Raw genomic sequence first — 26,180 nt, forward strand, 5'->3', positions numbered from 1 at the left:
ACCACGGGCACCCGGGCGGCCGCAGCACCGCCCGCCGGGGCAGCGCCATCCTGCTCAAGCGCCCAGATCTCCCTCCGGGACGCGGCGCGCCCCGGCATCGAGCACGGACGCATGGGCCAGCGGGCGCGATCCGCCGCGGGCTCCTTGAGCAGCCCCGTCGCACCTCGCCGATCACCCGCCGAGCAGTCGTGCCCGCACCGCCGCGGCCACGCGCCCGCTCTCATCCAACACCGCCCGCGGCCGTGCCTGGGGGAACCGCTCCAGTGGCACCGCATGCCCGGCGACCTCCAGCGCCGCGAGCAGCGCCCGGTGCCGCGGCGCGGATGGCGGGGCTCCCGCAACAAAAACCGGCGCCGCCGTCGCCATGGCCTCCGACAGCATCGACACCGAATCGCCGGTCACCACCACCTGGTCCGCCCAGGCCAGGAAGGCCGCATAGGGATTGGGTCCCGCTTCCCCCCAGCGGTGCACCATCCCCGGCACCCCCTTCAGCCGCGCCGCCACGGCCCCGGCCGCCGCCTCCCCCGTCCGGCGGCTGGTGGTGGCCAGCACGCTGCCGGCGAAGGGAACCACATGGTCCAGGATGGCCAGCGCTTCCGCCGGGTCCATCCCCTGGCCGCGCACCGGCCCGCCCAGCAGCACCGCGACCCGCGGGCGCGGCAGCTCGGCCAGGGCCGGCCAGGCGGACCGTGCCGCGGCCAGCACCCCCGGCGAAACCCGATGCGTCGCACCGAGCACCGGCAGGATGTTGGGCGCGGCGGGCGGGCTGTCGTGGCGGCCGATCACCAGAAGGTCGAAATCCGCGGCACCAGGCCCCGGCCGCATGCAATGCACCGTCCGCACGCCCCGCCGCCGCAGCCAGCGGGAAACCGGCCCCGCCCGCCGCCCCGCCGAGATCGCCAGGCGCGGCCAGGGCGGCGCGACCGCCGCCCGCGCGCGCGCCGAAAGCCCGGCCAGGCTCGGCCAGGGCAGCGGCAGCGCCGCCAGCGGCCCCCATTCCAGCGGCACGCTGCGAAAGGGCAGGCCGAGCCGCTCCGCGATGCCCAGCGCCTGCGCGGCCGTGCCCGCCCGCGGATCGGCCAGCACCCAGACGGGCTCCCCGCTCAAGCGCGTCCTCCGGCGTGGCGCGGCCGGCAAGCCCAGCCACCGCCCCGCCCGCATGGACGCCGCCCCGCGCTGCCGCTAGGGAACGGCCGCAGGGCGCCACATGGGCGGGCGCCGCGAGAGAAAGAAGCCATGGCCATCCAGCACGCCTCCGAGTGGGACCGCGACGCGGCGCTCACCACGGCCCGCATCCTGCTCGAGATCAAGGCCGTGAACTTCCGGCCGGAAGAGCCCTACACCTTCACCTCGGGCTGGAAGAGCCCGGTCTATATCGACTGCCGCCGGATCATCTACTTTCCCCGCGCCCGCAAGACCATCTGCGACCTGGCCGCGGAGAAGATCGGCCGCCACATCGGCTACGAGACCATCGAGGCCGTGGTGGGCGGCGAGACCGCCGGCATCCCCTTCGCCGCCTGGATCGCCGACCGCATGATGGCCCCCATGGCCTATGTCCGGAAGAAGCCCAAGGGCTTCGGCCGGAACTCCCAGATCGAGGGCGACGTGCCCGAGGGCAAGCGCACCCTGCTGGTGGAGGACCTGACCACCGACGGGGGCTCCAAGATCCGCTTCGCCCAGGTGCTGCGCGACGCGGGCGCGGTGTGCAACGACACCTTCGTGGTCTTCTTCTACGGCGTCTTTCCCGGCGCCTTCGACACCATGAAGGCGATGAACCTCAACCTGCTGCACCTCTGCACCTGGTGGGACGTGCTCGAGGTCTGCCGCGAGCGCCCCTATTTCGAGGAATCCGCGCTGCGCGAGGTCCGGCGCTTCCTGGAGAACCCCATGGACTGGTCGAAGTCCCATGGCGGCATCGGCAGCGCCGAGGAGGCGGTGGCCAAGGGCATCACCGCCGCCTGAGCCGGCTCCGCCGCCGGAGCCGGCCCGCGGCTCAGCGCGCGGGCGCGGCCGGGCCGGCGCCCGCTGCGGCCGGTGGCGCCTCTCCGGGAGCCGGCATCTGCATCCGTTGGAAACCCTCCGGCACCCGGAACCGCGCGGAGTCCTGCGCGCCATAGCGCACCTCCGTCGCCTCCAGCCGCGAGGCACCGCCCCCGTTGGGGAGGGGCGAGACGGCCCGCAGCATCACGCCGTCGCCCGTCACGCAGATCGTGCTCGTGCCCTGCGGAACCGCGACGTCCCACTCGGTGCAGCCCTGGCCGGCGATCTGCGCCGTGCCCTTGCGCGTGAAGCGCGCATCCGGCGGCGCGTCCTGCGACATGGCAGCCACCGCCGCCGGCGGCAGCGCGAGCACGACGCGCTGCGGCTCCATCACCATCACGGCCGAGTTCGCGCCACGGTCGATCAGCATGTAGCCGGTGCCGCCCGGCGGATCGACGCGCTGCTTGCCCTCGGTCGTGGACCAGGCCATGCGCATCACTTGATCCTCCGCCCCCTGCACGCCCGCCAGGCGGTAGGTCACGGCCACGTCCCGCGTGGGCCGCAGGTTCTCCGGCGCGCCCCCGGGCGCCCCTTGCGCTGCGGCCATCCCCGGCATGGCAAGGGCGGAGAGCGCCACGCAGGCGGCGGCAAGGATCTTCGGCATACGGTTTCCCAGGCTTGGTCGAGCCCCTCTTCTGGGGGTGGCCGCCCTGCCCGCCCAGCCACCAGCCCCGCACGATCGGGAGAGGGTGGTGCGATCGAGGTTCTTGCAGCGCGGCAACGGCCGGGCTAACAGCCAGCAACGCCTTGAAAAACAATGCGATATATTGACACATCGCGACCTGAACAGGTGTTCATCCGTCACCTGCCCGGCGCGAAGAAGGAGTAACGATGGCGCGACACATGGGCCGACTGCCCGAGCCGGTTCCAGGACCCAGTCCCAAGTCGGATGGGGGCACGCTGAGCCTTCCCGAAGTCAACCGAAGTGTCGCCGTGCCCAATGCGGGAAGCTGGCTGCGCCGCCTGATGGCCTTCATCGGCCCGGGCTACCTCGTGGCCGTCGGCTACATGGACCCCGGCAACTGGGCCACCGCGCTCGCGGGTGGATCGGGCTTCGGCTACACGCTGCTCACCGTCGCGCTGCTGTCCTCGCTGATGGCGATCCTTCTCCAGGCCCTTTGCGCCCGCATCGGCCTCGCCACGGGCCGCGACCTCGCCCAGCTCTGCCGCGACCGCTTCCCACCCGCCGTCGCCTACCCCCTCTGGTTCCTCGCCGAGATCGCCATCTGCGCGACCGACCTCGCCGAGCTCATCGGCACCGCCATCGCGCTGCAGCTCCTCTTCGGCATCCCGCTCATCCTCGGCGTGCTGCTGACGGCGCTGGACGCCTTCATCATCCTCTGGCTGCAGAACAAAGGCATGCGCTGGCTGGAAGCCTTCATCATGGGGATGATCGCCCTTATCGCCGGCTGCTTCGTCGTGCAGCTCGTGATGGCCGACCCCCACTGGGGCGATGTGGTCCGCGGCTACCTGCCCTCCGCCTCCATCGTCACCAACCAGACGCAGCTCTACATCGCGCTCGGGATCCTCGGGGCCACCGTGATGCCCCACAACCTCTACCTGCACACCGCCGTCATCCAGTCCCGCGACATCCGGCGGGACGAGGAAGGCAAGCGCGAGGCCATCCGCTTCGCCACCATCGACAGCACGATCGCCCTGGCGCTGGCGCTGCTGATCAACTCCTCCATCCTCATCCTCGCCGCCGCCGCCTTCCACGCGAACGGGAAAACGGAAGTCGCGGAAATCCAGGACGCGCACGAACTCCTCGCGCCCCTGCTGGGCACTGCGGCGCCCTACCTCTTCGCCATCGCGCTTCTCGCCTGCGGCCTCAACTCCACCGTCACCGCCACGCTCGCGGGCCAGGTGGTGATGGAGGGCTTCCTCCGCTTCCGCCTCAGCCCCGTGGTGCGGCGCCTGGTGACGCGCCTCGTCGCCATCATCCCCGCCGTGATCGTCACCGCCCTCTACGGCGAGAGCGGCACGGCGCGGATGCTCGTGCTCTCCCAGGTCGTGCTCTCGCTCCAGCTTCCCTTCGCGGTCATCCCGCTCATGCTCTTCGCCGGGGACCGCAAGCGGCTGGGGTCGCTGCGGGCACCCTCCTGGCAGCTCGCCCTCGGCTGGGCCTCGGCGGCGCTGATCGTGGTGCTCAACGTGAAGCTGCTCTTCGACTTCTTCTTCGGCGACTGAGCTTCGGCCGGGGGGCGGCAGCCAGGGGCTACCGGCCCCGGCCGAAGCCCCGCATGATCCGGCCGATGACCGAAGCGCAGCCCTCCTTCCGCGCGGCCGCCCTGGCCCTCGCGCTCCTGTCCCTGCCCGCCGCCGCGGCCGCCCAGCCCCGCGACACCCTCACCATCGGCATCTCCCAGGCCACCGGCACCTTCCACCCGAACATCGAGAGCATGGCGGCGAAGTCCTACATCCTCGGCTTCGCGCGCCGCCCCCTCACCGGCCACGGCCCGGACTGGCGCCCCCTCTGCCTCGCCTGCGACAGCTTCCCCACGCTGGAGAACGGCCAGGTCGCGCTGGAAACCACACCCGACGGCAAGCCCGGCATGCGCGTCACCTGGCGCCTCCGCGACGACCTCCGCTGGGGCGACGGCCGCCCCGTCACCTCGGAGGACATGCGCTTCGCCTGGGAGGCCGGCCGCGCCTTCGAGACCGGCTTCGGCGGCGCCGAGTTCTACCGCTCGGCCTACGAGTTCCTCTCCGACGGCCCCCGCAGCGTCACGCTCCGCTTCGACAAGGTCAGCTTCGACGCCGGATCGGCCGGCGGCTTCGAGCCCCTGCCCGCCCATATCGACCGCCCGATCTGGGAAGCCGACCGGCGCAACTACCGCGCGCGGACCGCCTACGACACCAACACGACGAACCCCGCCCTCTGGAAAGGCCCATACCGCGTCACCGCCGTCCAGCCCGGCGCCGGCGTCACGCTGGAGCGCAACGAGGCCTGGGCCGGACCTGCCCCCGCCTTCCGCCGCATCAACATCCGCGTGGTCGAGAACTCGGCGGCCCTGGAAGCCCAGCTCCTGGCCGGGCAGATCGACATGGTGGCCGGCGAGCTCGGCTTCTCGCTGGACCAGGCCATCGCGCTGGAGCGCCGCGCCCGCAACCGCTTCCGCTTCGAGTACCGCCCGGGACTCGTGTGGGAGCACCTGGACCTCCGCCTCGACAACCCCGTCCTCGCGGATGTCCGCGTCCGGCAGGCGCTGATGATGGCGATCGACCGCCCCAGGATCGTCGCCAGCCTGTTCGACAGCCGCCAGCCGGTCGCCGCCACCGCCATCCACCCCGACGACCCCATGCTGGACACGTCGCTCGCCCCCTGGCCCTTCGACCCCGCCCGCGCGGCCGCCCTGCTCGACGAGGCCGGCTGGCGCGCCGCGCCGGACGGCATCCGCCGCAACGCGGAGGGGGCCCGCCTCGCCATCGACCTCCAGACCACCGCCGGCAACCGTTCGCGCGAAACCGTGCTCCAGGTCATCCAGGGCCAGTGGCGCGCGGCGGGGGTGGAGGCCCGCATCGCCAACCAGCCGCCCCGCGTCCTCTTCGGCGAAACCCTTTCCCAGCGCCGCTTCGGGGGCGCCGTCCTCTTTGCCTGGATCAGCAGCCCCGAGAACGTCCCTCGCTCCACCCTGCACTCCGAGGAAATCCCAACCGCCGGGCGCAACTGGTCCGGGCAGAACTACCCGGGCTACCGCAACCCCGAGATGGACGCGCTCCTCGAAGCGCTGCCGCAGGAACTGGATGCGGAGAAGCGCCGCCCCCTCTGGGCCCGCCTCCAGGCCATGACCCGCCGCGACCTCCCGGCCCTTCCCCTCTGGCACCGGGCGGACGCGCATGTCTGGCCACAATGGATCGACGGCATCCGCCCCACCGGCAACATGTCGCCCTCCTCCCTCTGGGTCACGGACTGGCGGGTGCGCTGACGTGCCCCTGATCCCATGATCCACATGATCGCCGGCCGCCTGCCGCAGATCGCGGTCACCCTCGCCCTGCTCTCGCTCGCCGCCTATCTCGCCATCGGCGCCATGCCGGGCGACCCGATCTCGCTGGCCATGATGGCCGACCCGCGCCTCGGCCCCGACGACGTCGCCCGGATGCGCGCCCTCCACGGCCTCGACCAGCCCCTCCTCGCACGCTGGTGGGCCTGGGCGAGCGGCGTGCTGCGCGGCGAGTTCGGCTATTCCCGCCTTTTCGCCCGCCCCGCCGCCGAGGTGCTGTGGCCCGCGCTGCGCGGCAGCCTCGTTCTGCTCGGCACCGCGCTCGCCCTCGCCGCCACCCTCGGCGTCGCCGCCGGGATGCTGGCGGCGCTCCGTCCCCGCTGGCGCGGCGCGGTGGACGCCGCCGCGCTTCTCTCCCAGGCCCTGCCCGCCTTCTGGCTCGGCATCCTCCTGATCATCCTCTTCGCCGTCACCCTGGGCTGGCTCCCGGCGGGCGGCGCCCCCCAGGAAGGCGGCCTGGCCGAGGCCACCCGCTTCCTGGTGCTGCCGGTGGCAACCCTCGCCATCGCCCACCTGGCCGCCTATGCCCGCCACACCGCCGCCGGCATGGCCGAGATCCTGCAATCCCCCTGGATCACCGCCGCCCGCGCCCGCGGCGCCGGCGAAGCGCGCATCGCCCTCCGCCACGCCCTCCCCAACGCCGCCGTGCCCCTGCTCTCCATTCTGGCGCTGGATGCCGGCGCCCTCGTCTCGGGCGCGCTGATCACCGAAACCGTCTTCGCCCGCCCCGGCATGGGCAAGCTGCTGACCGACGCGGTGATGGGCAACGACCACAACCTCGCCCTTCTCGCGCTCATGCTGGTCGCCACCACCACCCTGCTCGCGACCCTGGCCGCCGACCTCGCCCAGCGGGCGCTGGACCCTCGCCTCGGGCAGGGCCGGTGAAGGGCGGCGCGGGCGGCCACTGGCGGCTGCGCCTCGGCCTGGCCATCCTCCTCCTGCTGGCGGCCGCCGCGCTCGCCGCCCCCTGGGTGGCAGCCTGGCTCGGCGTCGATCCCGAGTTGCCGGACCTCCTCGCCCGGCAGGCCGGACCCTCCGCCGCCCATCCCCTGGGCACGGACGAGCTGGGCCGGGACATCCTGGTCCGGCTGCTGGTCGGCGCCCGCGTTTCCCTCGCCGTGGGCATCGCCGCGGCCCTCGCCTCCTCCGCCGTCGGACTGGCCGCCGGGCTGCTTGCCGCCTGGCGCGGCGGCTGGGTGGATGCGGTGCTGATGCGCCTGGCCGATGGCCTCCTCGCCCTGCCCGCCCTGCCGCTGCTGGTGCTGCTCGCGGCCATGGACCCCGCCGCGCTCGGCCTGCCCCGCGGCAGCGCCGTGGCGGACGTGCTGCGCATCGTCCTGATCCTCGCGATCTTCGGCTGGGTGGGCGTTGCCCGCCTGTGCCGCGCCGCGGCCCTTTCCGTGCTGGCACGGGACCATGTCCGCGCCGCCCGCGCCCTGGGCGTCGGCGAGGGCCGCCTGCTCCGCCGCCACGTCGCGCCGGCCCTGGCGGCGCCGCTGACGGTCGCGGGATCGCTCGCGGTCGCCGGCGCCATCCTGGCGGAAAGCACGCTTTCCTTTCTGGGCCTGGGCATCCAGCCCCCTTCCGCCTCCTGGGGGAACATGCTGGCCAACGCGCAGGACCTGGTCTTCAGCGCCCCCCTCGCGGCCCTCTGGCCGGGCCTCGCGATCGCCTTGGCGGTGGCCGGCGCCATGCTGGTGGCGGACGGGCTGCGCGAAGCGCGCCATCAGAGCTCCTGACGTCCCACGAGGTCACGAAAACGTTCATTTCCTTAACGCCGCATGAACTTGTACCCAGGCTCGCGATGTCTCAAAAAAGATACATCTGAGCATGGAGAACCAAAAATGCGACAGCAGAGGGCGCCCGCAGCCGCGGTTCCGGCATCTCTCCTTGTCCACCCGATACCCGCGCCTCGCTCCCGCCTCGCGCCGTCCTCCTCCACCATTCCGGGCCCGACCGCGGGGCAGGTGCTGTGGCGCATGGTGAAACTGGGGCTCTGGTGCCTCGCCGCCCTGCCGCTCGGCTTCCTCTCGCTCGCGGAGTTGCAGATCCTGGGCAAGCTCATCCTCTGCGGCCTCAGCTCGGCCATCGCCCTCTATGCCTCCGTGTGGCTCCTGCTCCTGTTCGGCGGCAGCCGCCTCCGCTGGACTGGAGCCTGACCCGGCCGCGCCAAAGGCGTGAACACGCCCTGAAGCGGCCCCCAAGCCGCGCAGGGACCGGCGATCAACCCAGTCTTTCCTCCGCGGCGAGCGGCGGCGGCTCGTGGACCGATACCGCCGGCAGCGGCCCCGTCCAGGCCGCCACCTGCACGAGGCAGGATTGCGCCGCGCAACCCTGCCCGAGCGACGATGTCCCGCGGTCCTGCGTCAGCACGTTCGGGTTCCCGTGAACGCAGAGCCGCCCTTCCGGCGTTTCCTGCGGATCCCACCACGCGCCGGTGGACATGGTGACCACCCCCGGCCGCAGGCCGTCATCCAGCGCCAGCCCCGCCAGCAGGGCGCCGCGCCCGTTGAACACCCGCACCACCTCCCCGGCCACCAGCCCGCGCGCCGCCGCGTCGTCCGGGTTCATGCGGATGGGCTCGCGCCCGTGCAACTTGCTGCCGCGCGCGGCGCGGGCGGGGTCGAGCTGCCCGTGCAGACGCGTGGCCGGCTGGTTGGAAAGAAGGTGCAGGGGATGCCGCGCGGTGTCCCCGCCCAGCCATTCCGCCGGTGCCCGCCAGACGGGGTGGCCTGGCACGGCGGGATCGCCGAAGCCCGCGATCGTCTCGGAATAAAGCTCCACCTTTCCGGAAGGCGTGGCCAGCGGCGAACCCTCCGGGTCCGCCGCGAAATCGGCGAAGCCAACGAAGTCGCGCTCAGGCCGGTCGAACTCCAGGTGCCCCGCCTCCCAGAAGCGGTCGAAATCCGGAACCTCCTCGCCCAGGGCGGCGCAGGCGCGGCGGAAGCGGTCGTAAAGGTGGCGCAGCCAGGCGCCCTCGTCGCGCTGGCCGGTGAAGCTGTCGCGGTATCCCAGCGCCTCCGCGATGTCGGCGAAGGCGTCGTGGTCGTTCCGTGCCTGTCCCTGCGGTGGCACGGCCTGGTGCATCGCGCGCAGGAAGCGGTCGCGGGATGAGCTGGCGATGTCGTTCCGCTCCAGCGTCGTGGTCGCCGGCAGCACGATGTCCGCGTGGCGCGCGAGCGAGGTCCACCAGGGCTCCGACACCACGATCGTCTCGGGGCGCGAAAAGGCGCGGGCCAGGCGGTTCAGGTCCTGGTGGTGGTGGAAGGGGTTGCCGCCCGCCCAGAACACCATGCGGATGTCCGGCAGCAGGATGTCCCGCCCGTTGTAGCGCAGCACCTCGCCCGGCCGCTCCAGCAGCTCCGTCACCCGCGCCACCGGGATCGCGGTGGTCACGGGGTTGCGGGTGGCGGGCAGGTTCACGCTGGGAAGGTCCCGCCGCGCGGTGCCGATGCCGTTGATGCTGCCATAGCCGAAGGCGACGCCCTGGCCGGGCTTGCCGATCCCGCCCAGCGCGCTGGCCAGGGCCACCAGCGCCCACCAGGGCTGCTCCCCGTTCTCGGAGCGCTGGGTGGACCAGGTGGCGGTGAGCATAGTCGGGGTCCGCGCCGCCTCCAGCGCCAGCGCGCGGATCGCCGCGGCCGGCACTTCGCAGAGCGGCTCCGCCCATTCCGGCGTCTTGGCCACGCCGTCCGCCTCCCCCGACACATAGGCGCGCAGCCGGTCCCACCCCACCGTGCAGCGATCAAGGAAGCCGCGGTCCTCCAGCCCCTCGGCCACGATGGCCTGGATCATCGCCAGCACCATGGCGGCGTCGCCGCCCGGGCGGATCGGCAGCCATTCGGCCCGCAGGAAGTCCGGCGCGTCGCCACGCAGCGGGCTGATGTTGACGAAGCGGATGCCCGCCTCCGCCGCCTGGCGCATCAGCGGCACGTATTCATGCGCCCCCGCGCCGCCCGCCGTGACCAGCCCGTTCTTCAGCGGCAGCCCCCCGAAGCACAGCATCAGCCGCGCGTTGCCGATGATGCTGCGCCAGTCCGTCGCAGGCCCCGTCACGGGGTCGTTGGTGCCGAGCACGTGCGGCATCAGCGTCATGCCCGCGCCGTAGGAATAGTTCGTCACCTGGGAGGTGAAGCCGCCCCCCAGCCCGAGGAAGCGGTGCAACTGGCTGCGCGCGTGGTGGAACCGCCCCGCCGAGGCCCAGCCATAGGAGCCGCCGAGGATGGAGGCATCCCCGTGCTCCGCCCGCGTGCGCGCCACCTCCTCCGCCACCAGCCGCGTCGCCCGGTCCCAGGAAACCGGCACGAAGCGGTCGCGCCCCCGCGTCGCCCCCCGCCGCTCCCCCCGCAGCCAGCCCTCGCGCACATGCGGGCGATCGATCCGGCAGGGAGCGTGGACGATGTCGGGGATGCCCTCGATGAGGGAACCGGGAAAGGGATCGGGCGCGAAGGGACGGATGCCGGTGACCCGGCCGCCCTCCACGACCGCGTCGAAGTAACCCCAATGCGCGGCCTGCGGCTTGATGACAGTCATGCGCCCCAGGATGCCCCCGCGACGCCCACCCGATCAATCGCCTCCCTCCCCGGGGCACCGCGGCGGAAACCCTGAAAAAGCACGGGCGTTCTGTTCTGTGACGCGCAACGGCCGCTCATGCCCTGCGCCTCCCTTCCTGGCGGGCGCCCAGGCCAAGTCCGCACCGCGCGGGCCGTCCCGCCCGCACAGGCCTCCAGTCAGGAAAGAACTCGCATGGATCCGAAGAACGACGCCCCGTCGCGCCGCGACGTCGTGGGCGGCCTCACCGCCGGCGCCGCGGCCATGGCCGCCGTCTCCACCCCCGCCAATGCCCAGGGCACCGCGAGCCCGCAGGCCACGCCGTCCCTTCCGCTGACGGTGAAGCGCGACCCGCGCGACCAGTACCCCCGCCCGCCCTTCAACCGGCAGACCCAGCCAGCGCCGGGCCTGGCCGGCAAGATGGAGCCCCGCCCCGACCACGGCGAAACCAGCTACCGCGGCACCGGCCGCCTCACGGGCCGGCGCGCCCTGGTGACGGGCGGCGATTCCGGCATCGGCCGCGCCGCCGCGATCGCCTTCGCCCGCGAGGGCGCGGACGTCGCCATCGGCTACCTCCCCCAGGAGCAGGAGGATGCCGACGAGGTGCTGAAGATCATCCGCGATGCCGGCCGCAAGGCCGTGTCCCTCCCCGGCGACATCCGCGACGAGGCCTTCTGCAACCGCATGGTCGAAACCGCCGCGCGCGAGATGGGCGGCCTGGACATCCTGGTGAACAACGCCGGCAAGCAGCAGGCCCAGAAGTCCATCGCCGACATCACCACGGAACAGTTCGACGCGACCTTCAAGACCAACGTCTACGCGCCGTTCTGGATCACCCGCGCCGCCCTGCCGCACCTGCAGCCCGGCGCCTCCATCATCATCACGGCTTCCGAGCAGGCCTACGACCCCTCGGCCATCCTGTTCGACTACGCCCAGACCAAGGCGAGCAACGTGAGCTTCGCCAAGTCCCTGTCCAAGCAGCTGGCCGAGCGCGGCATCCGCGTGAACGCGGTCGCGCCCGGCCCTTACTGGACCGCGCTTCAGCCCTCGGGCGGCGCGATGCCGGAGGCACTGACCGAGTTCGGCTCCAAGACCTCCCTCGGCCGCCCGGGACAGCCCGTGGAGATCGCGCCCATCTACGTCCTCTTGGCGAGCCAGGAGTCGAGCTTCACCACCGGCCAGGTCTTCGGCGCCTCGGGCGGCGGCGGCTTCCCCTGACCCAAACGACCCCGCCCCTGTCCAGGGGGCGGGGGCCCGAGCCTGCGCAGGGCACAGGAACGCCCCTGGAAGAGACGCCGCCAGCGTGATCTGCTCGTGTTCCCATCTTGCAGGAGCAAGCCATGGCCAAAGGTCAGATGCGCAGCGGCCGGGAGCCCAAGAAGCCCAGGGCCGACAAGAAGCCCGCTCCCGCCTCGCCCTCGCCCTTCACGCAGCAGCCGCTGGCCAAGCGGCCGCCGCCGGTTCGCGAGGGAAGCTAGCGTCCGCAACGCGAAACGAAACAAGAATGGCCGGGGGAACGCTGTTCCCCCGGCCATTCCTCATTTTCGTCAGGGCCGGAGTGCGGCGGCGGGCCTTCAGCAGCCCTGCCGCGCCTCCGGTGGCCGGACCACCTAAACCCCGCGTCCACGCCCCATGAAGTTCATGACCAGCATGATGATGAACAGCACGATGAAGATGTAGAACAGGATCTTCGCGATCCCGACCGCCGCGCCGGCGATGCCACCGAAGCCGAGCACCCCCGCGATCAACGCGACCACAAGGGCGATGATCGCCCAACGCAGCATGCTACCCTCAGCCATGGGACCTCCGTGTCCAAATGTGACGACGAGAGAACCTTGACGGCGTTGACAAGTTGCGATGCCTTCCTACGCCAGTATGCGGCGCGCGCCCTCCGCCATGACGCGCATCCCGAGCGCCAGATCCTCCTCCGAGGTATCCTCCGTCCAGTGATGGCTGATCCCGTTGATGGAGGGCACGAACATCATCGCCGCCGGCATCACGCGCGCCAGGTATTGCGCATCGTGCCCTGCCCCCGACGGCATGCGCTGCCAGCGCCCGGGAGCCAGCGCCTCCGCCGCATCCGCCAGCGCGTCCTGCAACGCGGGGTCGCTGACGGCGGGCGTGGAGAGCGACATCGCCTCCAGCACCGCCGGACAGCGCTCGCGCCGGTTGCTCTCGGCCACGCAGCGGCGCAGCACCGCCTCCAGCCGCCGCAGCACCTCGATGTCCACGTCCCGGTACTGGAACAGGATCTCCGCGCCGCCCGGAATAATGGAGGGCGCGCCCGGTGACAGCGCGATCCGCCCGGCCGTCCAGACCGTGCGCTCGGCGCAGTGGCGCGGGAACTCCTCGTCGATCATCGCCAGCAGCCGCACGGCGGTGAGCCCCGCGTCGCGGCGCTCCGCCATGGTGGTGGTGCCGGCGTGGTTCTGCTGCCCCTCGATCGTGATCTTCCACTGCCAGATGGCGACGATCCCCGTCACCACCCCGATCCCCAGCCCCTGCCCCTCGAGCTGCCGCCCCTGCTCGATGTGCATCTCGAGAAAGGCGCGGTAGCGGTCGCGCTCCACCTGCACCCGCGGCCGCCCCTCCAGCCCGGCCTCGCGCAGGGCGTCGCGCAGCGGCTTGCCGTGGTAGCGGTTGGACAGGCCGTCGATCTCCTTCTCCTCCAGGATGCCGGTGAAGGAACGGCTGCCGATGAAGCTGCCGTAATGCCCCTCCTCGTCGGCGAACACCGCGACATCCACCGGCAGGCCGGAGGCCGCGAGGTGAAGCGCCGCCACGCAGCCCAGCGCTCCGTCCAGCCAGCCCGCCTCGTTCTGGCTTTCCAGGTGGCTGCCCGCCAGCAGGTGCGGGCCCGGCTTGGGGTTGCGCCCCAGGATGTTGCCGATCCCGTCGATCCCGGCCTCCAGCCCCTCCTCCCGCAGGCGGGAGACGAACCATTGCCGCGCTTCCATGTCCTGGGGGGAAAAGGTCGGGCGGTGCACGCCGCTCCTGAACTGCCCGAAGCGCCGGAGCGCGTGGAGGTCCGCCAGGAAGCGATCCGTGTCCACCTTCATGCCTGCCATTCCCTGTCGCGGTTGCGGCGCGGAGCCTAGATCGGATCGCGCCCGCGCGGTATCCGCCCGCAGCCCCGGCGCTTCCGGTGGCGGAGGGCGCCCCCATCTCCGCCGCACGCTTGCCCTCCCCGGGCGGAAGGGCTACCCGCCCCCGCCCTCCCCTGATCGGCCCATTCCCCTGTCCCCCTCCCTCCGCCCCCTCTCCACCGCCGACTTCGCCTTCGACCTTCCGGACGCGCTGATCGCCCAGGGCCCGGCCCGCCCGCGCGATTCCGCGCGGCTGCTGCGCGTGGCCGATCCGCCGGAGGACCGCGCGATCCGCGACCTGCCGGACCTGCTGCGCGACGGCGACCTGATGGTGGTGAACGACACCCGCGTGATCCCCGCCCGCCTCCGCGCCCGCCGCGGAGAGGCCCGCATCGAGATCATGCTCAACCGCGCGGAAGCGGACGGCACCTGGCATGCCCTGGTCCGCAACGCCCGCAAGCTCCGCCCCGGGGACGTGCTGTCCATCGAGGGCGCGCCCGAACTGGCCCCCCGCGTGGTGGACCAGCCCGAGGGCGGCGCGGTCCGCCTGGACTTCGGGCCCGACCAGGCGGCGCTGGCCGCCGCCCTGGAGCGCGCGGGCGAAATCCCCCTCCCCCCCTACATCGCACGCCCCGAAGGCCCCCGCCCGGAGGACCGCGAGGACTACCAGCCCATCTTCGCCCGCACCCCCGGCGCCGTCGCCGCCCCCACCGCGAGCCTGCACTTCACCCCCGAACTCCTGGCCGCGCTCGACGCCCGCGGCGTCGCCCGCACCACCCTCACGCTGCATGTCGGCGCCGGCACCTTCCTGCCGCTGCGCGGAGAGGACCCGCGCGCCCAGCACCTGCACGCCGAATGGGGCGAGGTGACGGAGGACGCCGCCCGCGCCATCAACGAGACCCGTGCCCGGGGCGGCCGCGTCGTCGCCATCGGCACCACCGCGCTGCGCCTGCTGGAAACCGCGGCGCGCGAGAACAACATCATCGCCCCCTTCCGCGGCCTGACGGACATCTTCCTGCTGCCCGGCCACCGCTTCCGCGGCGCCGACCTGCTGCTGACCAACTTCCACCTGCCCCGGAGCACGCTCTTCATGCTCGTCTGCGCCTTCGGCGGAACCGGGCGGATGCGCGCGGCCTATGCCCACGCCATCGAGGCCGGCTACCGCTTCTACTCCTACGGCGACGCCTGCCTCATCGGGCGCGACGACGCCGAGGCATCGGCATGAACGGCCCGCTGAGCTTCACCCTCCAGGCCCGCGACGGCGGCGCCCGCGCCGGCACCCTGCACACGGCCCACGGCGATGTCCCCACCCCCGTCTTCATGCCCGTCGGCACCGCCGGCACCGTGAAGGCGATGACGGCCGATGCCGTGCGCTCCACCGGCGCCCGCATGGTGCTCGGCAACACCTACCACCTCATGCTCCGCCCCGGCGCCGAGCGCGTCGGCCGCCTCGGCGGGCTGCACAAGCTGATGGACTGGCACGGCCCCATCCTGACGGATTCCGGCGGCTTCCAGGTCATGTCGCTCTCGGGGCTCCGGAAGATGGACGCCGACGGCGTCACCTTCCAATCCCACATCGACGGCAGCAAGCACCGCCTGACGCCAGAGCGCTCCATCGAGATCCAGCACCACCTCGATGCCGACGTCACCATGTGCTTCGACGAGTGCACCCCCTTCCCCGCGACGGAGGAGCAGGCCGCGTCCAGCATGCGCCTCTCCATGCGCTGGGCCGCCCGCTCGCGCGAGGCCTTCCGCCCGCGCGACGGCTACGGCCTCTTCGGCATCCAGCAGGGCAGCACCTTCGAGAGCCTGCGGGCCGAGAGCGCGCGGGCCCTGACGGAGATCGGCTTCGAGGGCTACGCCATCGGCGGCCTCGCGGTCGGCGAGGGCCAGCAGGAGATGTTCCGCACCCTCGACTTCTCCGTGCCCATGCTCCCGCAGGAAAAGCCCCGCTACCTCATGGGCGTCGGCACGCCCGCCGACATCATCGGCGCCGTCGCCCGCGGCGTGGACATGTTCGACTGCGTCATCCCCACGCGCTCCGGCCGCACCGGCCGCGCCTATACCAGCCGGGGCGTGATGAACATGCGCAACGCCCGCCATGCCGACGACGCATCGGCCATCGACCCGGAATGCGATTGCCTAGCCTGCGTCAGGCATTCGCGCGCCTATATCCAGCACCTCATCAGGGCGGAGGAGATGCTCGGCCCGATGCTGCTGACCTGGCACAACATCCGCTACTTCCAGACCCTCACCGCGCGGCTCCGCGCCGCCATCCTCGAGAACCGCTTCGACGCCGAGGCCGCCGCCATCGCGGCGAAGTGGGAAACCACCGCCCCGCCCGAGCCGCCCTCGAAGGAGGAGACGACATCATGAACCACGACGTTTCCGGCCTCACCCAGCTCGGCCAGCACACCACACAACCGCAAACGCCCGAGCAGGCGGTGCTGGAGCGCGTGCCCAACCCGCACAAGGGCACGCACTACGTCGCCCGCTTCACCGCGCCCGAGTTCACCTCGCTCTGCCCGATCACCGCGCAGCCCGACTTCGCGCATCTCGTGATCGACTACATCCCCGGCGACTGGCTGGTGGAGAGCAAGAGCCTCAAGCTCTATCTCACCGCCTTCCGCAACCACGGCGCCTTTCACGAGGCCTGCACCATCGACATCGCCAAGCGCCTCGCGGACCTGCTCCAGCCGGTGTGGCTCCGCATCGGCGGCTACTGGTACCCGCGCGGCGGCATCCCGATCGACGTCTTCTGGCAGACCGGCGCGCCCCCCGCCGGCGCCTGGATCCCCGACCAGGGCGTGCCGCCCTATCGCGGCCGCGGATGACGGACCCGCGCGCGCTCATCCGCGACGAAGCCCTGCGCCTGGGCTTCGACGCGGTCGGCTTCGCGCGCGCGGAACTCGGCCCCGAGGTGCGCGACCGCTTGGCGGATTTCCTCGCCGCCGGGATGCACGGCGAGATGGGCTGGATGGAGGGCCGCGCCGACCAGCGCGCGCACCCGCGGGCGCTCTGGCCCGAAGCCCTCTCGGTTGTCTCCCTCGGCCTCTCCTACGCCCCCGCCGACGACCCGCTGGCCACCCACGCCCATCCCGATCGCGGCACCATCAGCGTCTACGCCCGCCACCGCGACTACCATGACCTCGTGAAGTCCCGCCTGAAGGCCCTCGCCCGCTGGATGGTCGCGCGCTTCGAGGCTCCCGGCGTGAAGGTCTTCGTCGACACCGCCCCGGTTTCCGAGAAACCCCTCGCCCAGCAGGCCGGCCTCGGCTGGCAGGGCAAGCACACCAACCTCGTTTCCCGCGCCCACGGCTCCTGGCTCTTCCTCGGCGAGGTCTACACCACCCTCGCCCTCGAGCCCGACGCCGCGCATGCCGACCGCTGCGGCACCTGCACCCGCTGCCAGGTGGCCTGCCCCACCGACGCCTTTCCCGCGCCCTACCGCCTCGATGCGCGCCGCTGCGTCTCCTACCTCACCATCGAGCACCGCGGCCCCATCCCCGAGGACCTCCGCCCCCGCCTCGGCAACCGCATCTACGGCTGCGACGACTGCCTGGCCGTCTGCCCCTGGAACCGCTTCGCGGCACCAACCACCGTTCCCGGCCTGATCGCGCGCGACGACCTCACCGCCCCACGCCTCGCCGAACTCGCCTCCCTCGACGACGCCGCCTTCCGCGCGCGCTTCTCGGGCTCGCCCATCAAGCGCGTCGGCCGGGGCCGGTTCGTGCGGAACGTGCTGAACGCCATCGGCAACTCGGCCGATCCTTCGCTGCTCCCCGCGGCGCAGGCCCTGCTTGGCGACGACGACCCCGTGGTGGCCGACAGCGCCCGCTGGGCCGCCGCCCGCCTCGCCTCAACCGCTCAGGTCAGTTCCACGGCATAGCGGTGCCCGCGGGTATCCAGGCGCGACACCCGCATCTCCACGGCCCGTCTCGCGGCATCGAAGGTCACGCGCTCGATCAGCAGCAGCGGCGTTCCCACCGGGCAGCCCAGCACGGCCGAATCCGCCTCGGTGGCGGTTGTGGCCGAAAGGCTCTCCTCCAGATGCACCACGATGATCCCGTGGGCCGTCCGGTAATGCACGTAGATCTCGGATCCGAGCTGATCCGGGGCGAGCGGCAGGGAGAAGCCGGGGAAAAGCTCCGCCGGCAGGGTGATCCGCTCGGCGATGCGGGGCTCGCCGCCGAGATGCCGGCTGCGGTCGACCCGGTGCACGGGCGTGCCCGGCTCCAGCTGCAGCACCGCCGCCTCCTCGGCGGTGGCCGGGCCGGTGGAAACCCCCGTGACGAAGGTTTCCGGGTCGGCCGGCTGCCCGTCCAGCGTGCGAACGCGGAAGAACAACCCCAGCGCCTGCCGGCTGGTCTGCCGCGCCACATAGGTGCCCCGCCCCTGCCGCCGCTCGATCAGGTGGCGCCGCTCCAGCCCCCCCAGGGCCCGGCGCAGCGTGCCCGGGGATACGCCCAGCTCATGCGCCAGCTCCGGCTCGGCCGGCAGGGCCTGACCGGACTTCCAGGCGCCCGAAACGATCCGCTCGTTCAGGATGGCTTCGACCTGGGCGTAAAGAGGCCGGGGATCCGGCCGGCGCAGGTCACTCACAGGACATTTCCGGAATACATGGCAGCCACCATCCTACCATTGGCACTCCGTCGGAGGCGAGAGGACCCCTTTGCAGCGAAAACGATCTGCGGCTGCCGCGTCCGGCAGCAGAACTGTCTTGTGTCTTATAGAGGACCATGCGAAACCCTCGCGTCCGCCGTCAAAGACGGGCCGGGTTTGGGGTAGGAAACAATAGGGGACGACGCAGGTTCCGCTGCGTTTGGCACCGGGCATCGTTATGCCGCAGGCGCCGGGCGGGCCGCGTCGTCACCCACAATTCCACCTTTCCACCACCTCCCTCGCAGCCTTGCGTGCCGCAGCCCTCAGCAGGGCTTCCGGGACGGGCATTGCCCATTTCTTGGGCTGGCAGGACGAAACATACCGGCGGCATGTGAAGCCGGAACAAAAACTCCAGGGCGCATGTCCCTCATCGCCCAATCACAGGAAACGTGCCTTACCGATGTCTCGTGCCGTTGGCCCGGCAACCTTCCCGAGCCCGGCCGGTGAACATCCCGCATAGCCTCGGGCGCCGAAACGGGTTGCTTGTGCTCGCGCCTTGCTGGTAGCGCTTGGTGCATGACCTCCGCGCCCCGACCACCGGCCCCTCCGGGCCGGCCGATCAACGCGGTGTTCCCGGGCGCGATGCCGCGGAGCGCCACTCCGGTTCCGGCCGGGCTTCCGCCGCGGCAAAGCCGGGATGGCTCCGCCCGCCCTGCCCTGGCCCTCGCCGTTCTTACCCTTCTGGCCACCCCCGATGCTGGCAGTGCCGCCGGGGACACGGCCCAGGCTGCCTCCCCCGCCATCAGGGAATCCCCCGCCCCGGGTTCCGATTCCGCGGTCTCCCTTCGCAGCCCGGCCCGGGCGAAGCGCGGCGGAACCGACCAGGCGATCGGCAGCCCCCGCGCCGCCTGCCTTGCCGCCGCCCGCCGTTCCGAGGCCGCTCACGGCATCCCCCAGGGCCTGCTGGTGGCCATCGCGCTGGCGGAGTCCGGGCTCCATGCCTTCGCCATGAACATCGGCGGCCAGAGCCATTTCCCGTCCAACACCGAGGAGGCCCGGCGCATCTATCGCGCCGCCCGGCCCGGACAGGCGGTGATGGCCGGCTGCGTGCAGGTCAATGCCAGCGTCCATGCCCGGAATTCGGACTGGCCGCTGGACCCCTGGCGCGCCACCGAGTGGGGCGCGGGCCTTCTCCGCTCCCACTATGAGAAAACCGGCAACTGGACCGATGCGATACGCCGCTGGAACGGCGGCGGCGCCTCGGGCAACCGGCTGGCCTGCCGGGTGCAGGCAAAGCTGCAGGTAACCAATCCCGGCAGCGACGTGCTCTCCAGCGCCCGCTGCGCCGGCAACACGCGGGAGCGCCGCAACGGCGAGGCGCTGCTGGAGATCGCTGAATCCGCCCAGTAGCGCGCGATGTAGCGCGCGAGGTCGCGCGCGAGCGCAGGAGGGCGCACCAACCGGCGGCACGGGCCGCGCGACCAGGCATCAGCCCTGGGAGCGCCGGCGGTCAGGTCCGCCGCGGGCTCATGCGGGATGGCCGGGAAAGCGCGCCTGCAGCAGCCGCGCGGCAACGGGCGCCGTCGCCCGGGCGAGGATCGCATAGCCCCCATCGCTGGGATGCACCCGGTCCGCCACAAAGACATCCGGGTTGGTCCGGTTCGCGATCCGCGCGAAGGACGGGATCGCGGCAAAGTCGATGACCTCGTCCGCGCCCGCGGTGTTCTCGAGCAGATGGCGGTTGAAGAAGGCCAGCTCGGCCCGCTGCGCCAGGGGAAAGGTCGGCCGCGCCAGCTTGGTCGAGGCGATCACGGCCCAGCCTTGGTCCCGTGCCCGCGCGACGTAGCGGGCATAGGCCGCAAAGACCGCCGCGCCGCTCGCCCCCGCCCGGATGTCGTTGTCCCCGGCATGGATGAACAGCAGCTTCGGCCCCAGCACGCCCGCAGCATAGGGCGCGACGTTGCGGCCGTAGAGCGCCAGGCATTCGGCCATCTGCCGGCCCGAGCGGGCGGAGTTGTGCACCCGCCCGGTCCAGCCCAGCAGAGCCACCACCCGCTCGGCCAGGCCATGGCCGGGCGTCGCGCCCTGCCCGGCGGCGATGCTGTCCCCGTCGAACAGAAAGAATCCGGTGCCGGCGGCGCCGGCCACCCGTGTGGGCGGCACGGAGGCCAGCAGCCGGATCAACCCACGCCTCAACATCCCGAGCACCCGCCCCCCCTGATCCGGCCCCTGCACGAGGCGCATCATCATGGCAGAACACCGCGCGCCGCTCACCGTTGGGCGCCTCATCCTTGCCGCCGCGTGGCCCCGCCGCCATCTCCCACCCCATGCCGCACCCGGAAAGCTGGATGAAGGTCACCCCCCTCGGACTCTACTGCGAGCCGGGGGGTTTCTTTATCGACCCATCCCGCCCGGTGGACCGCGCGGTGGTCAGCCACGGCCATGCCGACCACGCCCGCCCCGGCCACAAGGCCGTGCTGGCCACGCCGGACACGCTGGCCATCATGCGCGCCCGCTTCGGCGAGGACCGCGCGGGCGACGTGCAGGAACCGCTGGCCTATGGCGAGAGCGTCACCCGCAACGGGGTCCGCATCACCCTCCTCCCCGCCGGCCACGTCCTCGGCTCGGCGCAGGTCGCGCTGGAGTGGAAGGGAAGCCGCATCGTCGTTTCCGGCGACTACAAGCGCCGGCGCGACCCCACCTGCGCGGGCTTCGAGCCGATGGAGTGCGACGTCTTCGTCACCGAGGCCACCTTCGCCCTCCCGGTCTTCCGCCACCCGCCCGATGCCCACGAGATCCGCCGCCTTCTGGACAGCGTGGCGCTGTTCCCCGAGCGCGCCCACGTCGTCGGCGCCTACGCGCTCGGCAAGACCCAGCGGATCATCGCCCTGCTGCGCGAGGCCGGGTGGGACCGCCCCGTCTATCTCCACGGCGCGGTGGAGAAGCTCTGCACCCTCTACGAGGAACTGGGCGTGCCGCTCGGCGACCTCCGCCCGGTGCCCAAGGGCCTCAAGCGCGGCCACCCCCCGATCCTGCCCGGCGAGATCGTCATCGCGCCCCCCTCCGCCGAGGCCACCCCCTGGGCCCGCCGCCTTGCCGAGCCCGTGACCTGCGCCGCCTCCGGCTGGATGACCGTGCGCCAGCGCGCCAGGTTGCGCGGCGTGGAGCTTCCCCTCATCGTCTCCGACCACGCCGACTGGGACGAGCTTCTGCAAACCATGGAGGACGTGCGCGCCCCGGAGGTCTGGGTCACACACGGGCGCGACGACGCCCTGGTGCACGCCCTCGGCCTCCGCGGCATCCGCGGCCGCGCGCTGCACCTCGTCGGCCGCGGCGACGAGGAGGACGATGGCGCCCCGGAAGCGCCGCCCACGGCCGAGGAAGCCGCGGGTGTCGCGCCGGGGCCGGCCAATTGAGCGTCCAGGCCTTCGCCGACCTGCTGGAGCGGCTCGTCTTCACCCCCGGCCGGCACGCCAAGATCGCCCTCATGCGCCGCTGGTTCGAGGACCAGCCCGACCCAGACCGCGGCGTCGGCCTCGCGGCGCTGACCGGGGAACTGGCCTTCACCGCCGCCAAGCCCATGGTGATCCGCGAACTGGTGGAGAGGCGGGTGGACAAGGTCCTCCTCGCCCTCTCGCACGACTATGTCGGCGACTTCGCCGAGACGGTCGCCCTCATCTGGCCGGAGCGGGAAGGCGTGAACGCCCCGCCCCCAGCCCTTTCCGAGGTGGTGGAGGGCCTTGAGCTCGCCTCCCGCGCAGAGGTTCCGGCGCTGATGGAGGGCTGGCTCGACACCCTCGACGCCGGCGGGCGCCTGGCCCTCATCAAGCTCGTCACGGGCGGCCTCCGCGTCGGCGCCTCCGCCAGATTGGCCAAGACCGCGCTGGCCGAGTGGTCCGGCCAGGAGATCGGCGAGATCGAGGAGGTCTGGCACGGCGTCGCGCCGCCCTACATCCCCCTCTTCCGCTGGCTCGAGGGCCAGGGGCCCCGCCCCGACGCCGCCGGTGCCCCCGTTTTCCGTCCCCTCATGCTCGCCCATCCGCTCGAGGCGCCCGCCGACATCGCGGCGGTGGAGGCCAGTCCCGGAGACTGGCGCGCCGAGTGGAAGTGGGACGGCATCCGGGTCCAGCTCACCGCCGGTCCCGGGGGCCGGCGCCTCTGGTCGCGCACCGGGGAGGACATCTCGGGCGCCTTCCCCGAGATCGCCGAGGCCATGGAGTTCCACGCCGTCCTCGACGGCGAGTTGCTGGTGGTCCGCGACGGGCCGGACGGAAAGCAGGTGGCCCCCTTCTCCGACCTCCAGCAGCGCCTCAACCGCAAGGTCATCGGCCCCAAGCTGATGCGCGACCACCCGGTGGCCGTTCGCCTCTACGACCTTCTGCTGGATGGCGAGGAGGACCTGCGCGCCCTCCCCTTCGATGTCCGGCGGGCCCGGCTGGAGGCCTGGTACGCCCGCCATGCCCCAGCCCGCATGGACGTCTCCGAACTTGTCCCCTTCCAGGGCCTCGGCGACCTCTCGGCGCTGCGCGACACCGCCCGCGCCGCCTCGATCGAGGGCCTGATGCTCAAGCGTGCCGACAGTTCCTACCTGCCCGGCCGCGTGAAGGGCCTTTGGTGGAAGTGGAAGCGCGCGCCGCTGACGGTGGACGCCGTGCTGATGTACGCCCAGCGCGGCCACGGCAAGCGCAGCAGCTACTACTCCGACTACACCTTCGGGCTGTGGCGCACCAACGAGGACGGCACGCGGGAACTGGTTCCGGTCGGCAAGGCTTATTCCGGCTTCACCGACCAGGAACTGGTGATGCTGGACCGCTGGGTCCGCAACCACACCACCGGCCGCTTCGGCCCCGTGCGGGAGGTGGAGAAGGCTTTCGTGCTGGAGGTGATCTTCGACGCCGCCCAGCTCTCCACGCGCCACCGGTCGGGCGTCGCCATGCGCTTCCCCCGCATCGCGCGCCTGCGTCCCGACAAGCCCGCGGAAGAGGCGGATGCGCTGGCGACCCTGATGAACATGGTGGAGAACCGCCCGGGCTGAACCATGCGCACGCCGCAAGCCGGGAAGATGGTTGCGGAGACGCCTCTACACAATTTCGCGAGGAAAGGCTTCGAAGCTGTTCCGTCCCGCGTATCCTCCGCACGATCGGAACGTCATCCTCCTCGCCTGGACCGGCCACCGCCGCACTCGCCAGGGCAGCGCAGGCAACGCGTGGTTCGGGCGAATCAAACGTTTACTGCGGCAGGTTGTGTTCAGGGCCACGATTTCACTCATTGCTGCGTGCCCCCGCCGGCATCGCTTCCTCGCGCCGCGGATGCTCAAGGAGCCGAAACGAATTCCGTGACAGCCCGGGTGGGCTTCGATAGACCATCGCTCTCGACGATGTGAGGTGGAGGCGTACCCTGCGGGTGCAGGTTCTCGCGCCGAACCGGGCAAGGAACTCTCAGCGGAAATGCACCAAACGTTTCCGGTTCCCGATCTGAAGACGCAGCATTCGGGGCATCCCGATTTCAACCTGCCCACGCAGTGGCGACGGGGCCTGGCGGGTTTGCGCGTTTCCACGCGGCTCCTGCTGATCATCGCAGCCTGCCTGGCGCCCACCCTCGCCCTCCAGGTGGCGGTGAGCTGGAGCCAGCTTTCCGAGCGCCGCGCGCAGCTCGACGACCTGGCCGTGCATCAGGCGGAACTTCTGGGCGGCACGGTGGAAAGCATCGCCAACGGCGCGCGCATCCTTCTGGGCGCCGCGGCCGAGCTCAACCGGCTTCCGGCCCACGGCGCCGATTGCGGACCGCGCATGGCGAACCTCCGCCAGCACGCGCCCGGCTTCGCCTTCGTCGCACTGGTGGACTCTGAAGGCCGCGTCGGCTGCGCCTCCGATCCCGCCCTGCTGTCCGGCGAGAACCCGGCCTGGGCGAGTGCCGCGACGGGGGTTCGCACCTTCACCGCCGGCCGCTTCACGCGTTCGGGCGTGCATCCCGGCGGCGTCCTGCCCTTCTACCTGCCCTTCCCTTCCCAGGCGGAAGGGGCCGGCGGCACCCTGGTCGCGGCGCTCGACCTCAACTGGCTGGAACACCAGCTCCGCGGCCTCAAGCACGCGGGCTCGCCCTTTCTGTCCAGCGGCGTGCTGACGGTTGCCGATGCCGACGGCGTCATCCTTGGGCGGGACGTGCGGCACGCGGAGTTCGTCGGCCAGCCCTTCCCCCCGGCGGCCATGGCGATCACCCGCGCCACCACGCCCGGCATCCTGCGCATGCGCAGCATCGACGGCACCGAGCGGCTGATCGGCTACACGCCGCCCACGCCCGCCAACTGCAACCTGTCCGCCCTGGTCGGCTTCTCCGAGCCCGAGCTGATGGGCGACATCGAGCACGCCCTGCTCCGCGGCGTCACCCTGCTGGCCGCCGTCAGCGTCGTGGTCTTCTTCGTCACGCTCCTCGCGGCGCGGCGTTTCATCACCCACCCCACGCAAAGGCTGCTGGCCGCCGCCCGGCAATGGCGCAGCGGCGACCTCACGGCGCGCGCGCGCGACTGCGACGCCGGCTCGGAATTCGGGCAGCTCGCCATCGCCTGGAACGCCATGGCCGCCGTGCTCCGCCAGCGCGAGGACGAGCTCCGGCGCCACGCCGGGGAGATGGAGGCCCGCGTCGCCGAGCGCACGCGGGAGCTGATGGAGGCCAATGCGCGCCTGCAGGCCGAGATCGCCGAGCGCCAGCAGACCGAGGCCGCGCTGTTGCAGGCGCAGAAGGTGCAGGCCGTCGGGCAGCTCGCCGGCGGCATCGCGCACGACTTCAACAACGTGCTGCAGGCGGTGCTGGGCGGGGTCAGCCTGATCCGCCGCCGCGCGGCGGATGGGCCCGCGGTGCAACGCCTGGCGGGGATGGTGGAGGATGCGGCCCGGCGCGGCGAATCCGTCACCCGGCGCCTGCTGGCCTTCTCCCGCCGCGAGGAGTTGCGCGCCGACACGCTGGAAGTGGGTGCCCTGCTGCACGGGCTGCACGAGGTGCTGGCCGCGACGCTCGGCTCGCGCATCCGGGTGCTGGTGGAGGCCACCCCCGGCCTGCCCCATGTGTTCGCCGATCGCGGCCAGCTCGAGACGGTGCTGGTCAACCTCGCGACCAACGCGCGCGACGCCATGCCCGCCGGAGGCACCCTGACGCTTCGCGCCGAGCAGCGCCGCCCACAGGGCGTGGAAGGGCTCGCGCCCGGCGACTACGTCCGCATCACCGTGACCGACACCGGCGAGGGCATGTGCCCTTCGACCCTGGCCCGCGCCTCGGAAGCCTTCTTCACCACCAAGCCGCTGGGCCAGGGCACTGGCCTCGGCCTCGCGATGGCGCGCTCCTTCGCCCAGGGCTCGGGCGGTGCGCTGGAGATCGTCAGCGAGGCCGGGCGCGGCACGGAGGTGGGCCTCTGGCTGCCGGTGATGGCCACCAACCCCGTGGCCCCCGCTGCCCCCGCGCGCCCCGCTAGGCCGGAAACGGAAGGGCGCTACCGCCGCCCCCGCGTGCTGCTGGTGGACGACGAGCCGATCGTGCGCGACGTGCTGGCGACCCAGCTGGCCGATGCCGGCTTCAGCGTCACGGAAAGCCCGGACGGCAACGCGGCGCTGACGCAGTTGCGCCAGGGCGGCCCCTTCGACATCCTGGTGACCGACCTGGCCATGCCCGGGCTGGACGGCGTGGCGCTGATCCGGGAAGCGCAGCGCAGCCAGCCCGGCCTGCCCGCCATCCTCGTCACGGGCTATGCGGGCGAGGCGGCCTCGCTCGCGGTCGGCGCCGCGATCGCCGGCAGCTTCACCCTCCTGCGCAAGCCCGTCACGGGCGTCGAGCTCGCCGACCATGTGGCGGCCCTGCTGGGCGCGCGGGCGGAGGCCGGGACTTAGGGGCACGGCGTTGCGGCGGCCCG

General features: G+C 72.3%; 23 protein-coding genes. 16 read left to right on the top strand and 7 right to left on the bottom strand.

Annotated features, from left to right (window positions below; all coding sequences use genetic code 11):
- Positions 1-171 precede the first annotated feature (171 nt).
- Positions 172-1,107, bottom strand: coding sequence for a mitochondrial fission ELM1 family protein (locus ACFFIC_RS11805; RefSeq protein WP_377050481.1), 936 nt, complete (start codon positions 1,105-1,107; stop codon positions 172-174).
- Positions 1,108-1,236: 129 nt separating this feature from the next.
- Between ACFFIC_RS11805 and ACFFIC_RS11810 the strand changes: the two genes are divergently transcribed.
- Entirely contained in the window at positions 1,237-1,962 is a 726-nt protein-coding gene (locus tag ACFFIC_RS11810; RefSeq protein WP_377050483.1) for an orotate phosphoribosyltransferase, read from the top strand.
- A gap of 31 nt (positions 1,963-1,993) precedes the next feature.
- Here the strand turns inward: ACFFIC_RS11810 and ACFFIC_RS11815 are convergent, their stop codons facing one another.
- Positions 1,994-2,644 (bottom strand): hypothetical protein, encoded by a 651-nt coding sequence (locus ACFFIC_RS11815; protein ID WP_377050485.1) that lies wholly within the window; start codon positions 2,642-2,644, stop codon positions 1,994-1,996.
- 239 nt (positions 2,645-2,883) lie between these two features.
- On the opposite strand from ACFFIC_RS11815, the gene ACFFIC_RS11820 reads away from it, so the two are divergent.
- The 5 genes from ACFFIC_RS11820 (at position 2,884) to ACFFIC_RS11840 (ending at position 8,200) form a co-directional block, all read left to right on the top strand.
- On the top strand, positions 2,884-4,227 hold the full coding sequence (locus tag ACFFIC_RS11820) for an Nramp family divalent metal transporter (protein ID WP_377050613.1): 1,344 nt from the start codon (positions 2,884-2,886) through the stop codon (positions 4,225-4,227).
- Positions 4,228-4,292: 65 nt separating this feature from the next.
- Complete coding sequence (locus tag ACFFIC_RS11825; protein WP_377050487.1) at positions 4,293-5,966, top strand: peptide ABC transporter substrate-binding protein; 1,674 nt, start codon at positions 4,293-4,295, stop codon at positions 5,964-5,966.
- Positions 5,967-5,981: 15 nt separating this feature from the next.
- Entirely contained in the window at positions 5,982-6,926 is a 945-nt protein-coding gene (locus ACFFIC_RS11830) for an ABC transporter permease (RefSeq protein ID WP_377050489.1), read from the top strand.
- On the top strand, positions 6,923-7,780 hold the full coding sequence (locus tag ACFFIC_RS11835) for an ABC transporter permease (RefSeq protein ID WP_377050491.1): 858 nt from the start codon (positions 6,923-6,925) through the stop codon (positions 7,778-7,780). Before ACFFIC_RS11830 ends, ACFFIC_RS11835 begins: the two co-directional genes overlap by 4 nt.
- 240 nt (positions 7,781-8,020) lie before the next feature.
- The gene (locus ACFFIC_RS11840) at positions 8,021-8,200 is read left to right on the top strand and encodes a hypothetical protein (RefSeq protein WP_377050493.1); all 180 of its coding nucleotides are present in this window, start codon (positions 8,021-8,023) and stop codon (positions 8,198-8,200) included.
- A 64-nt stretch (positions 8,201-8,264) separates the two neighbouring features.
- Here ACFFIC_RS11840 and ACFFIC_RS11845 read toward each other — a convergent pair whose 3' ends face one another.
- Entirely contained in the window at positions 8,265-10,574 is a 2,310-nt protein-coding gene (locus ACFFIC_RS11845) for a molybdopterin-dependent oxidoreductase (RefSeq protein ID WP_377050495.1), read from the bottom strand.
- Between the two features lie 213 nt (positions 10,575-10,787).
- On the opposite strand from ACFFIC_RS11845, the gene ACFFIC_RS11850 reads away from it, so the two are divergent.
- Positions 10,788-11,810 (top strand): SDR family oxidoreductase, encoded by a 1,023-nt coding sequence (locus ACFFIC_RS11850; RefSeq protein WP_377050497.1) that lies wholly within the window; start codon positions 10,788-10,790, stop codon positions 11,808-11,810.
- Positions 11,811-11,932: 122 nt separating this feature from the next.
- Entirely contained in the window at positions 11,933-12,070 is a 138-nt protein-coding gene (locus ACFFIC_RS11855) for a hypothetical protein (RefSeq protein ID WP_377050499.1), read from the top strand.
- 132 nt (positions 12,071-12,202) lie between these two features.
- Here ACFFIC_RS11855 and ACFFIC_RS11860 read toward each other — a convergent pair whose 3' ends face one another.
- Entirely contained in the window at positions 12,203-12,376 is a 174-nt protein-coding gene (locus ACFFIC_RS11860) for a DUF1328 domain-containing protein (RefSeq protein WP_377050615.1), read from the bottom strand.
- Between the two features lie 81 nt (positions 12,377-12,457).
- On the bottom strand, positions 12,458-13,651 hold the full coding sequence (locus tag ACFFIC_RS11865) for a Zn-dependent hydrolase (RefSeq protein WP_377050501.1): 1,194 nt from the start codon (positions 13,649-13,651) through the stop codon (positions 12,458-12,460).
- Here ACFFIC_RS11865 and queA point away from each other — a divergent pair.
- From queA to queG, 4 genes are read left to right on the top strand one after another with little or no spacing between them, the layout of a single operon-like run.
- Positions 13,638-14,903 carry a tRNA preQ1(34) S-adenosylmethionine ribosyltransferase-isomerase QueA gene (queA, locus tag ACFFIC_RS11870; RefSeq protein WP_377050503.1) on the top strand — a complete coding sequence of 422 codons (1,266 nt, stop codon included), beginning with the start codon at positions 13,638-13,640 and terminating at the stop codon, positions 14,901-14,903. The two genes, ACFFIC_RS11865 and queA, sit on opposite strands and share 14 nt — an antisense overlap.
- Positions 14,900-16,054 (top strand): tRNA guanosine(34) transglycosylase Tgt, encoded by a 1,155-nt coding sequence (tgt, locus tag ACFFIC_RS11875; RefSeq protein WP_377050505.1) that lies wholly within the window; start codon positions 14,900-14,902, stop codon positions 16,052-16,054. Before queA ends, tgt begins: the two co-directional genes overlap by 4 nt.
- Positions 16,051-16,512: a preQ(1) synthase gene (gene queF, locus ACFFIC_RS11880; RefSeq protein ID WP_377050507.1), complete on the top strand. Its 462-nt coding sequence runs from the start codon at positions 16,051-16,053 to the stop codon at positions 16,510-16,512. The genes tgt and queF overlap by 4 nt, the downstream gene beginning before the upstream one ends.
- On the top strand, positions 16,509-17,567 hold the full coding sequence (queG, locus tag ACFFIC_RS11885; RefSeq protein ID WP_377050509.1) for a tRNA epoxyqueuosine(34) reductase QueG: 1,059 nt from the start codon (positions 16,509-16,511) through the stop codon (positions 17,565-17,567). Before queF ends, queG begins: the two co-directional genes overlap by 4 nt.
- Here queG and ACFFIC_RS11890 read toward each other — a convergent pair.
- Positions 17,546-18,280 (bottom strand): GntR family transcriptional regulator, encoded by a 735-nt coding sequence (locus ACFFIC_RS11890; protein WP_377050511.1) that lies wholly within the window; start codon positions 18,278-18,280, stop codon positions 17,546-17,548. The two genes, queG and ACFFIC_RS11890, sit on opposite strands and share 22 nt — an antisense overlap.
- A gap of 642 nt (positions 18,281-18,922) precedes the next feature.
- Here ACFFIC_RS11890 and ACFFIC_RS11895 point away from each other — a divergent pair.
- Positions 18,923-19,690: a transglycosylase SLT domain-containing protein gene (locus ACFFIC_RS11895; RefSeq protein WP_377050513.1), complete on the top strand. Its 768-nt coding sequence runs from the start codon at positions 18,923-18,925 to the stop codon at positions 19,688-19,690.
- A gap of 117 nt (positions 19,691-19,807) precedes the next feature.
- Here the strand turns inward: ACFFIC_RS11895 and ACFFIC_RS11900 are convergent, their stop codons facing one another.
- Entirely contained in the window at positions 19,808-20,530 is a 723-nt protein-coding gene (locus tag ACFFIC_RS11900; protein WP_377050515.1) for an SGNH/GDSL hydrolase family protein, read from the bottom strand.
- Between the two features lie 98 nt (positions 20,531-20,628).
- On the opposite strand from ACFFIC_RS11900, the gene ACFFIC_RS11905 reads away from it, so the two are divergent.
- The 3 genes from ACFFIC_RS11905 to ACFFIC_RS11915 all read left to right on the top strand — a co-directional run bounded on the left by ACFFIC_RS11905 (position 20,629) and on the right by ACFFIC_RS11915 (position 26,157).
- Positions 20,629-21,696, top strand: coding sequence for a ligase-associated DNA damage response exonuclease (locus tag ACFFIC_RS11905; protein WP_377050517.1), 1,068 nt, complete (start codon positions 20,629-20,631; stop codon positions 21,694-21,696).
- Positions 21,693-23,315 (top strand): cisplatin damage response ATP-dependent DNA ligase, encoded by a 1,623-nt coding sequence (locus ACFFIC_RS11910; RefSeq protein WP_377050519.1) that lies wholly within the window; start codon positions 21,693-21,695, stop codon positions 23,313-23,315. The genes ACFFIC_RS11905 and ACFFIC_RS11910 overlap by 4 nt, the downstream gene beginning before the upstream one ends.
- 412 nt (positions 23,316-23,727) lie before the next feature.
- Positions 23,728-26,157 carry a response regulator gene (locus tag ACFFIC_RS11915; protein ID WP_377050521.1) on the top strand — a complete coding sequence of 810 codons (2,430 nt, stop codon included), beginning with the start codon at positions 23,728-23,730 and terminating at the stop codon, positions 26,155-26,157.
- The last annotated feature ends 23 nt before the right edge of the window (positions 26,158-26,180 follow it).

This window comes from Muricoccus vinaceus (assembly GCF_042433125.1).
GTDB lineage: Bacteria > Pseudomonadota > Alphaproteobacteria > Acetobacterales > Acetobacteraceae > Roseomonas > Roseomonas vinacea.

What these genes read in the sequence shown, in the direction of transcription:
- ACFFIC_RS11845 (WP_377050495.1), bottom strand. Translation starts at nt 10,574, where the DNA reads ATGACTGTCATCAAGCCGCAGGCCGCGCATTGGGGTTACTTCGACGCG.
- ACFFIC_RS11905 (WP_377050517.1), top strand. Translation starts at nt 20,629, where the DNA reads ATGAAGGTCACCCCCCTCGGACTCTACTGCGAGCCGGGGGGTTTCTTT.
- ACFFIC_RS11810 (WP_377050483.1), top strand. Translation starts at nt 1,237, where the DNA reads ATGGCCATCCAGCACGCCTCCGAGTGGGACCGCGACGCGGCGCTCACC.
- ACFFIC_RS11815 (WP_377050485.1), bottom strand. Translation starts at nt 2,644, where the DNA reads ATGCCGAAGATCCTTGCCGCCGCCTGCGTGGCGCTCTCCGCCCTTGCC.
- ACFFIC_RS11895 (WP_377050513.1), top strand. Translation starts at nt 18,923, where the DNA reads ATGCCGCGGAGCGCCACTCCGGTTCCGGCCGGGCTTCCGCCGCGGCAA.
- queG (WP_377050509.1), top strand. Translation starts at nt 16,509, where the DNA reads ATGACGGACCCGCGCGCGCTCATCCGCGACGAAGCCCTGCGCCTGGGC.
- tgt (WP_377050505.1), top strand. Translation starts at nt 14,900, where the DNA reads ATGAACGGCCCGCTGAGCTTCACCCTCCAGGCCCGCGACGGCGGCGCC.
- ACFFIC_RS11860 (WP_377050615.1), bottom strand. Translation starts at nt 12,376, where the DNA reads ATGCTGCGTTGGGCGATCATCGCCCTTGTGGTCGCGTTGATCGCGGGG.
- ACFFIC_RS11830 (WP_377050489.1), top strand. Translation starts at nt 5,982, where the DNA reads ATGATCCACATGATCGCCGGCCGCCTGCCGCAGATCGCGGTCACCCTC.
- ACFFIC_RS11900 (WP_377050515.1), bottom strand. Translation starts at nt 20,530, where the DNA reads ATGATGATGCGCCTCGTGCAGGGGCCGGATCAGGGGGGGCGGGTGCTC.
- ACFFIC_RS11850 (WP_377050497.1), top strand. Translation starts at nt 10,788, where the DNA reads ATGGATCCGAAGAACGACGCCCCGTCGCGCCGCGACGTCGTGGGCGGC.
- ACFFIC_RS11865 (WP_377050501.1), bottom strand. Translation starts at nt 13,651, where the DNA reads ATGAAGGTGGACACGGATCGCTTCCTGGCGGACCTCCACGCGCTCCGG.
- ACFFIC_RS11840 (WP_377050493.1), top strand. Translation starts at nt 8,021, where the DNA reads ATGGTGAAACTGGGGCTCTGGTGCCTCGCCGCCCTGCCGCTCGGCTTC.
- ACFFIC_RS11855 (WP_377050499.1), top strand. Translation starts at nt 11,933, where the DNA reads ATGGCCAAAGGTCAGATGCGCAGCGGCCGGGAGCCCAAGAAGCCCAGG.
- ACFFIC_RS11915 (WP_377050521.1), top strand. Translation starts at nt 23,728, where the DNA reads ATGCACCAAACGTTTCCGGTTCCCGATCTGAAGACGCAGCATTCGGGG.
- queF (WP_377050507.1), top strand. Translation starts at nt 16,051, where the DNA reads ATGAACCACGACGTTTCCGGCCTCACCCAGCTCGGCCAGCACACCACA.
- ACFFIC_RS11820 (WP_377050613.1), top strand. Translation starts at nt 2,884, where the DNA reads ATGGGCCGACTGCCCGAGCCGGTTCCAGGACCCAGTCCCAAGTCGGAT.
- ACFFIC_RS11825 (WP_377050487.1), top strand. Translation starts at nt 4,293, where the DNA reads ATGACCGAAGCGCAGCCCTCCTTCCGCGCGGCCGCCCTGGCCCTCGCG.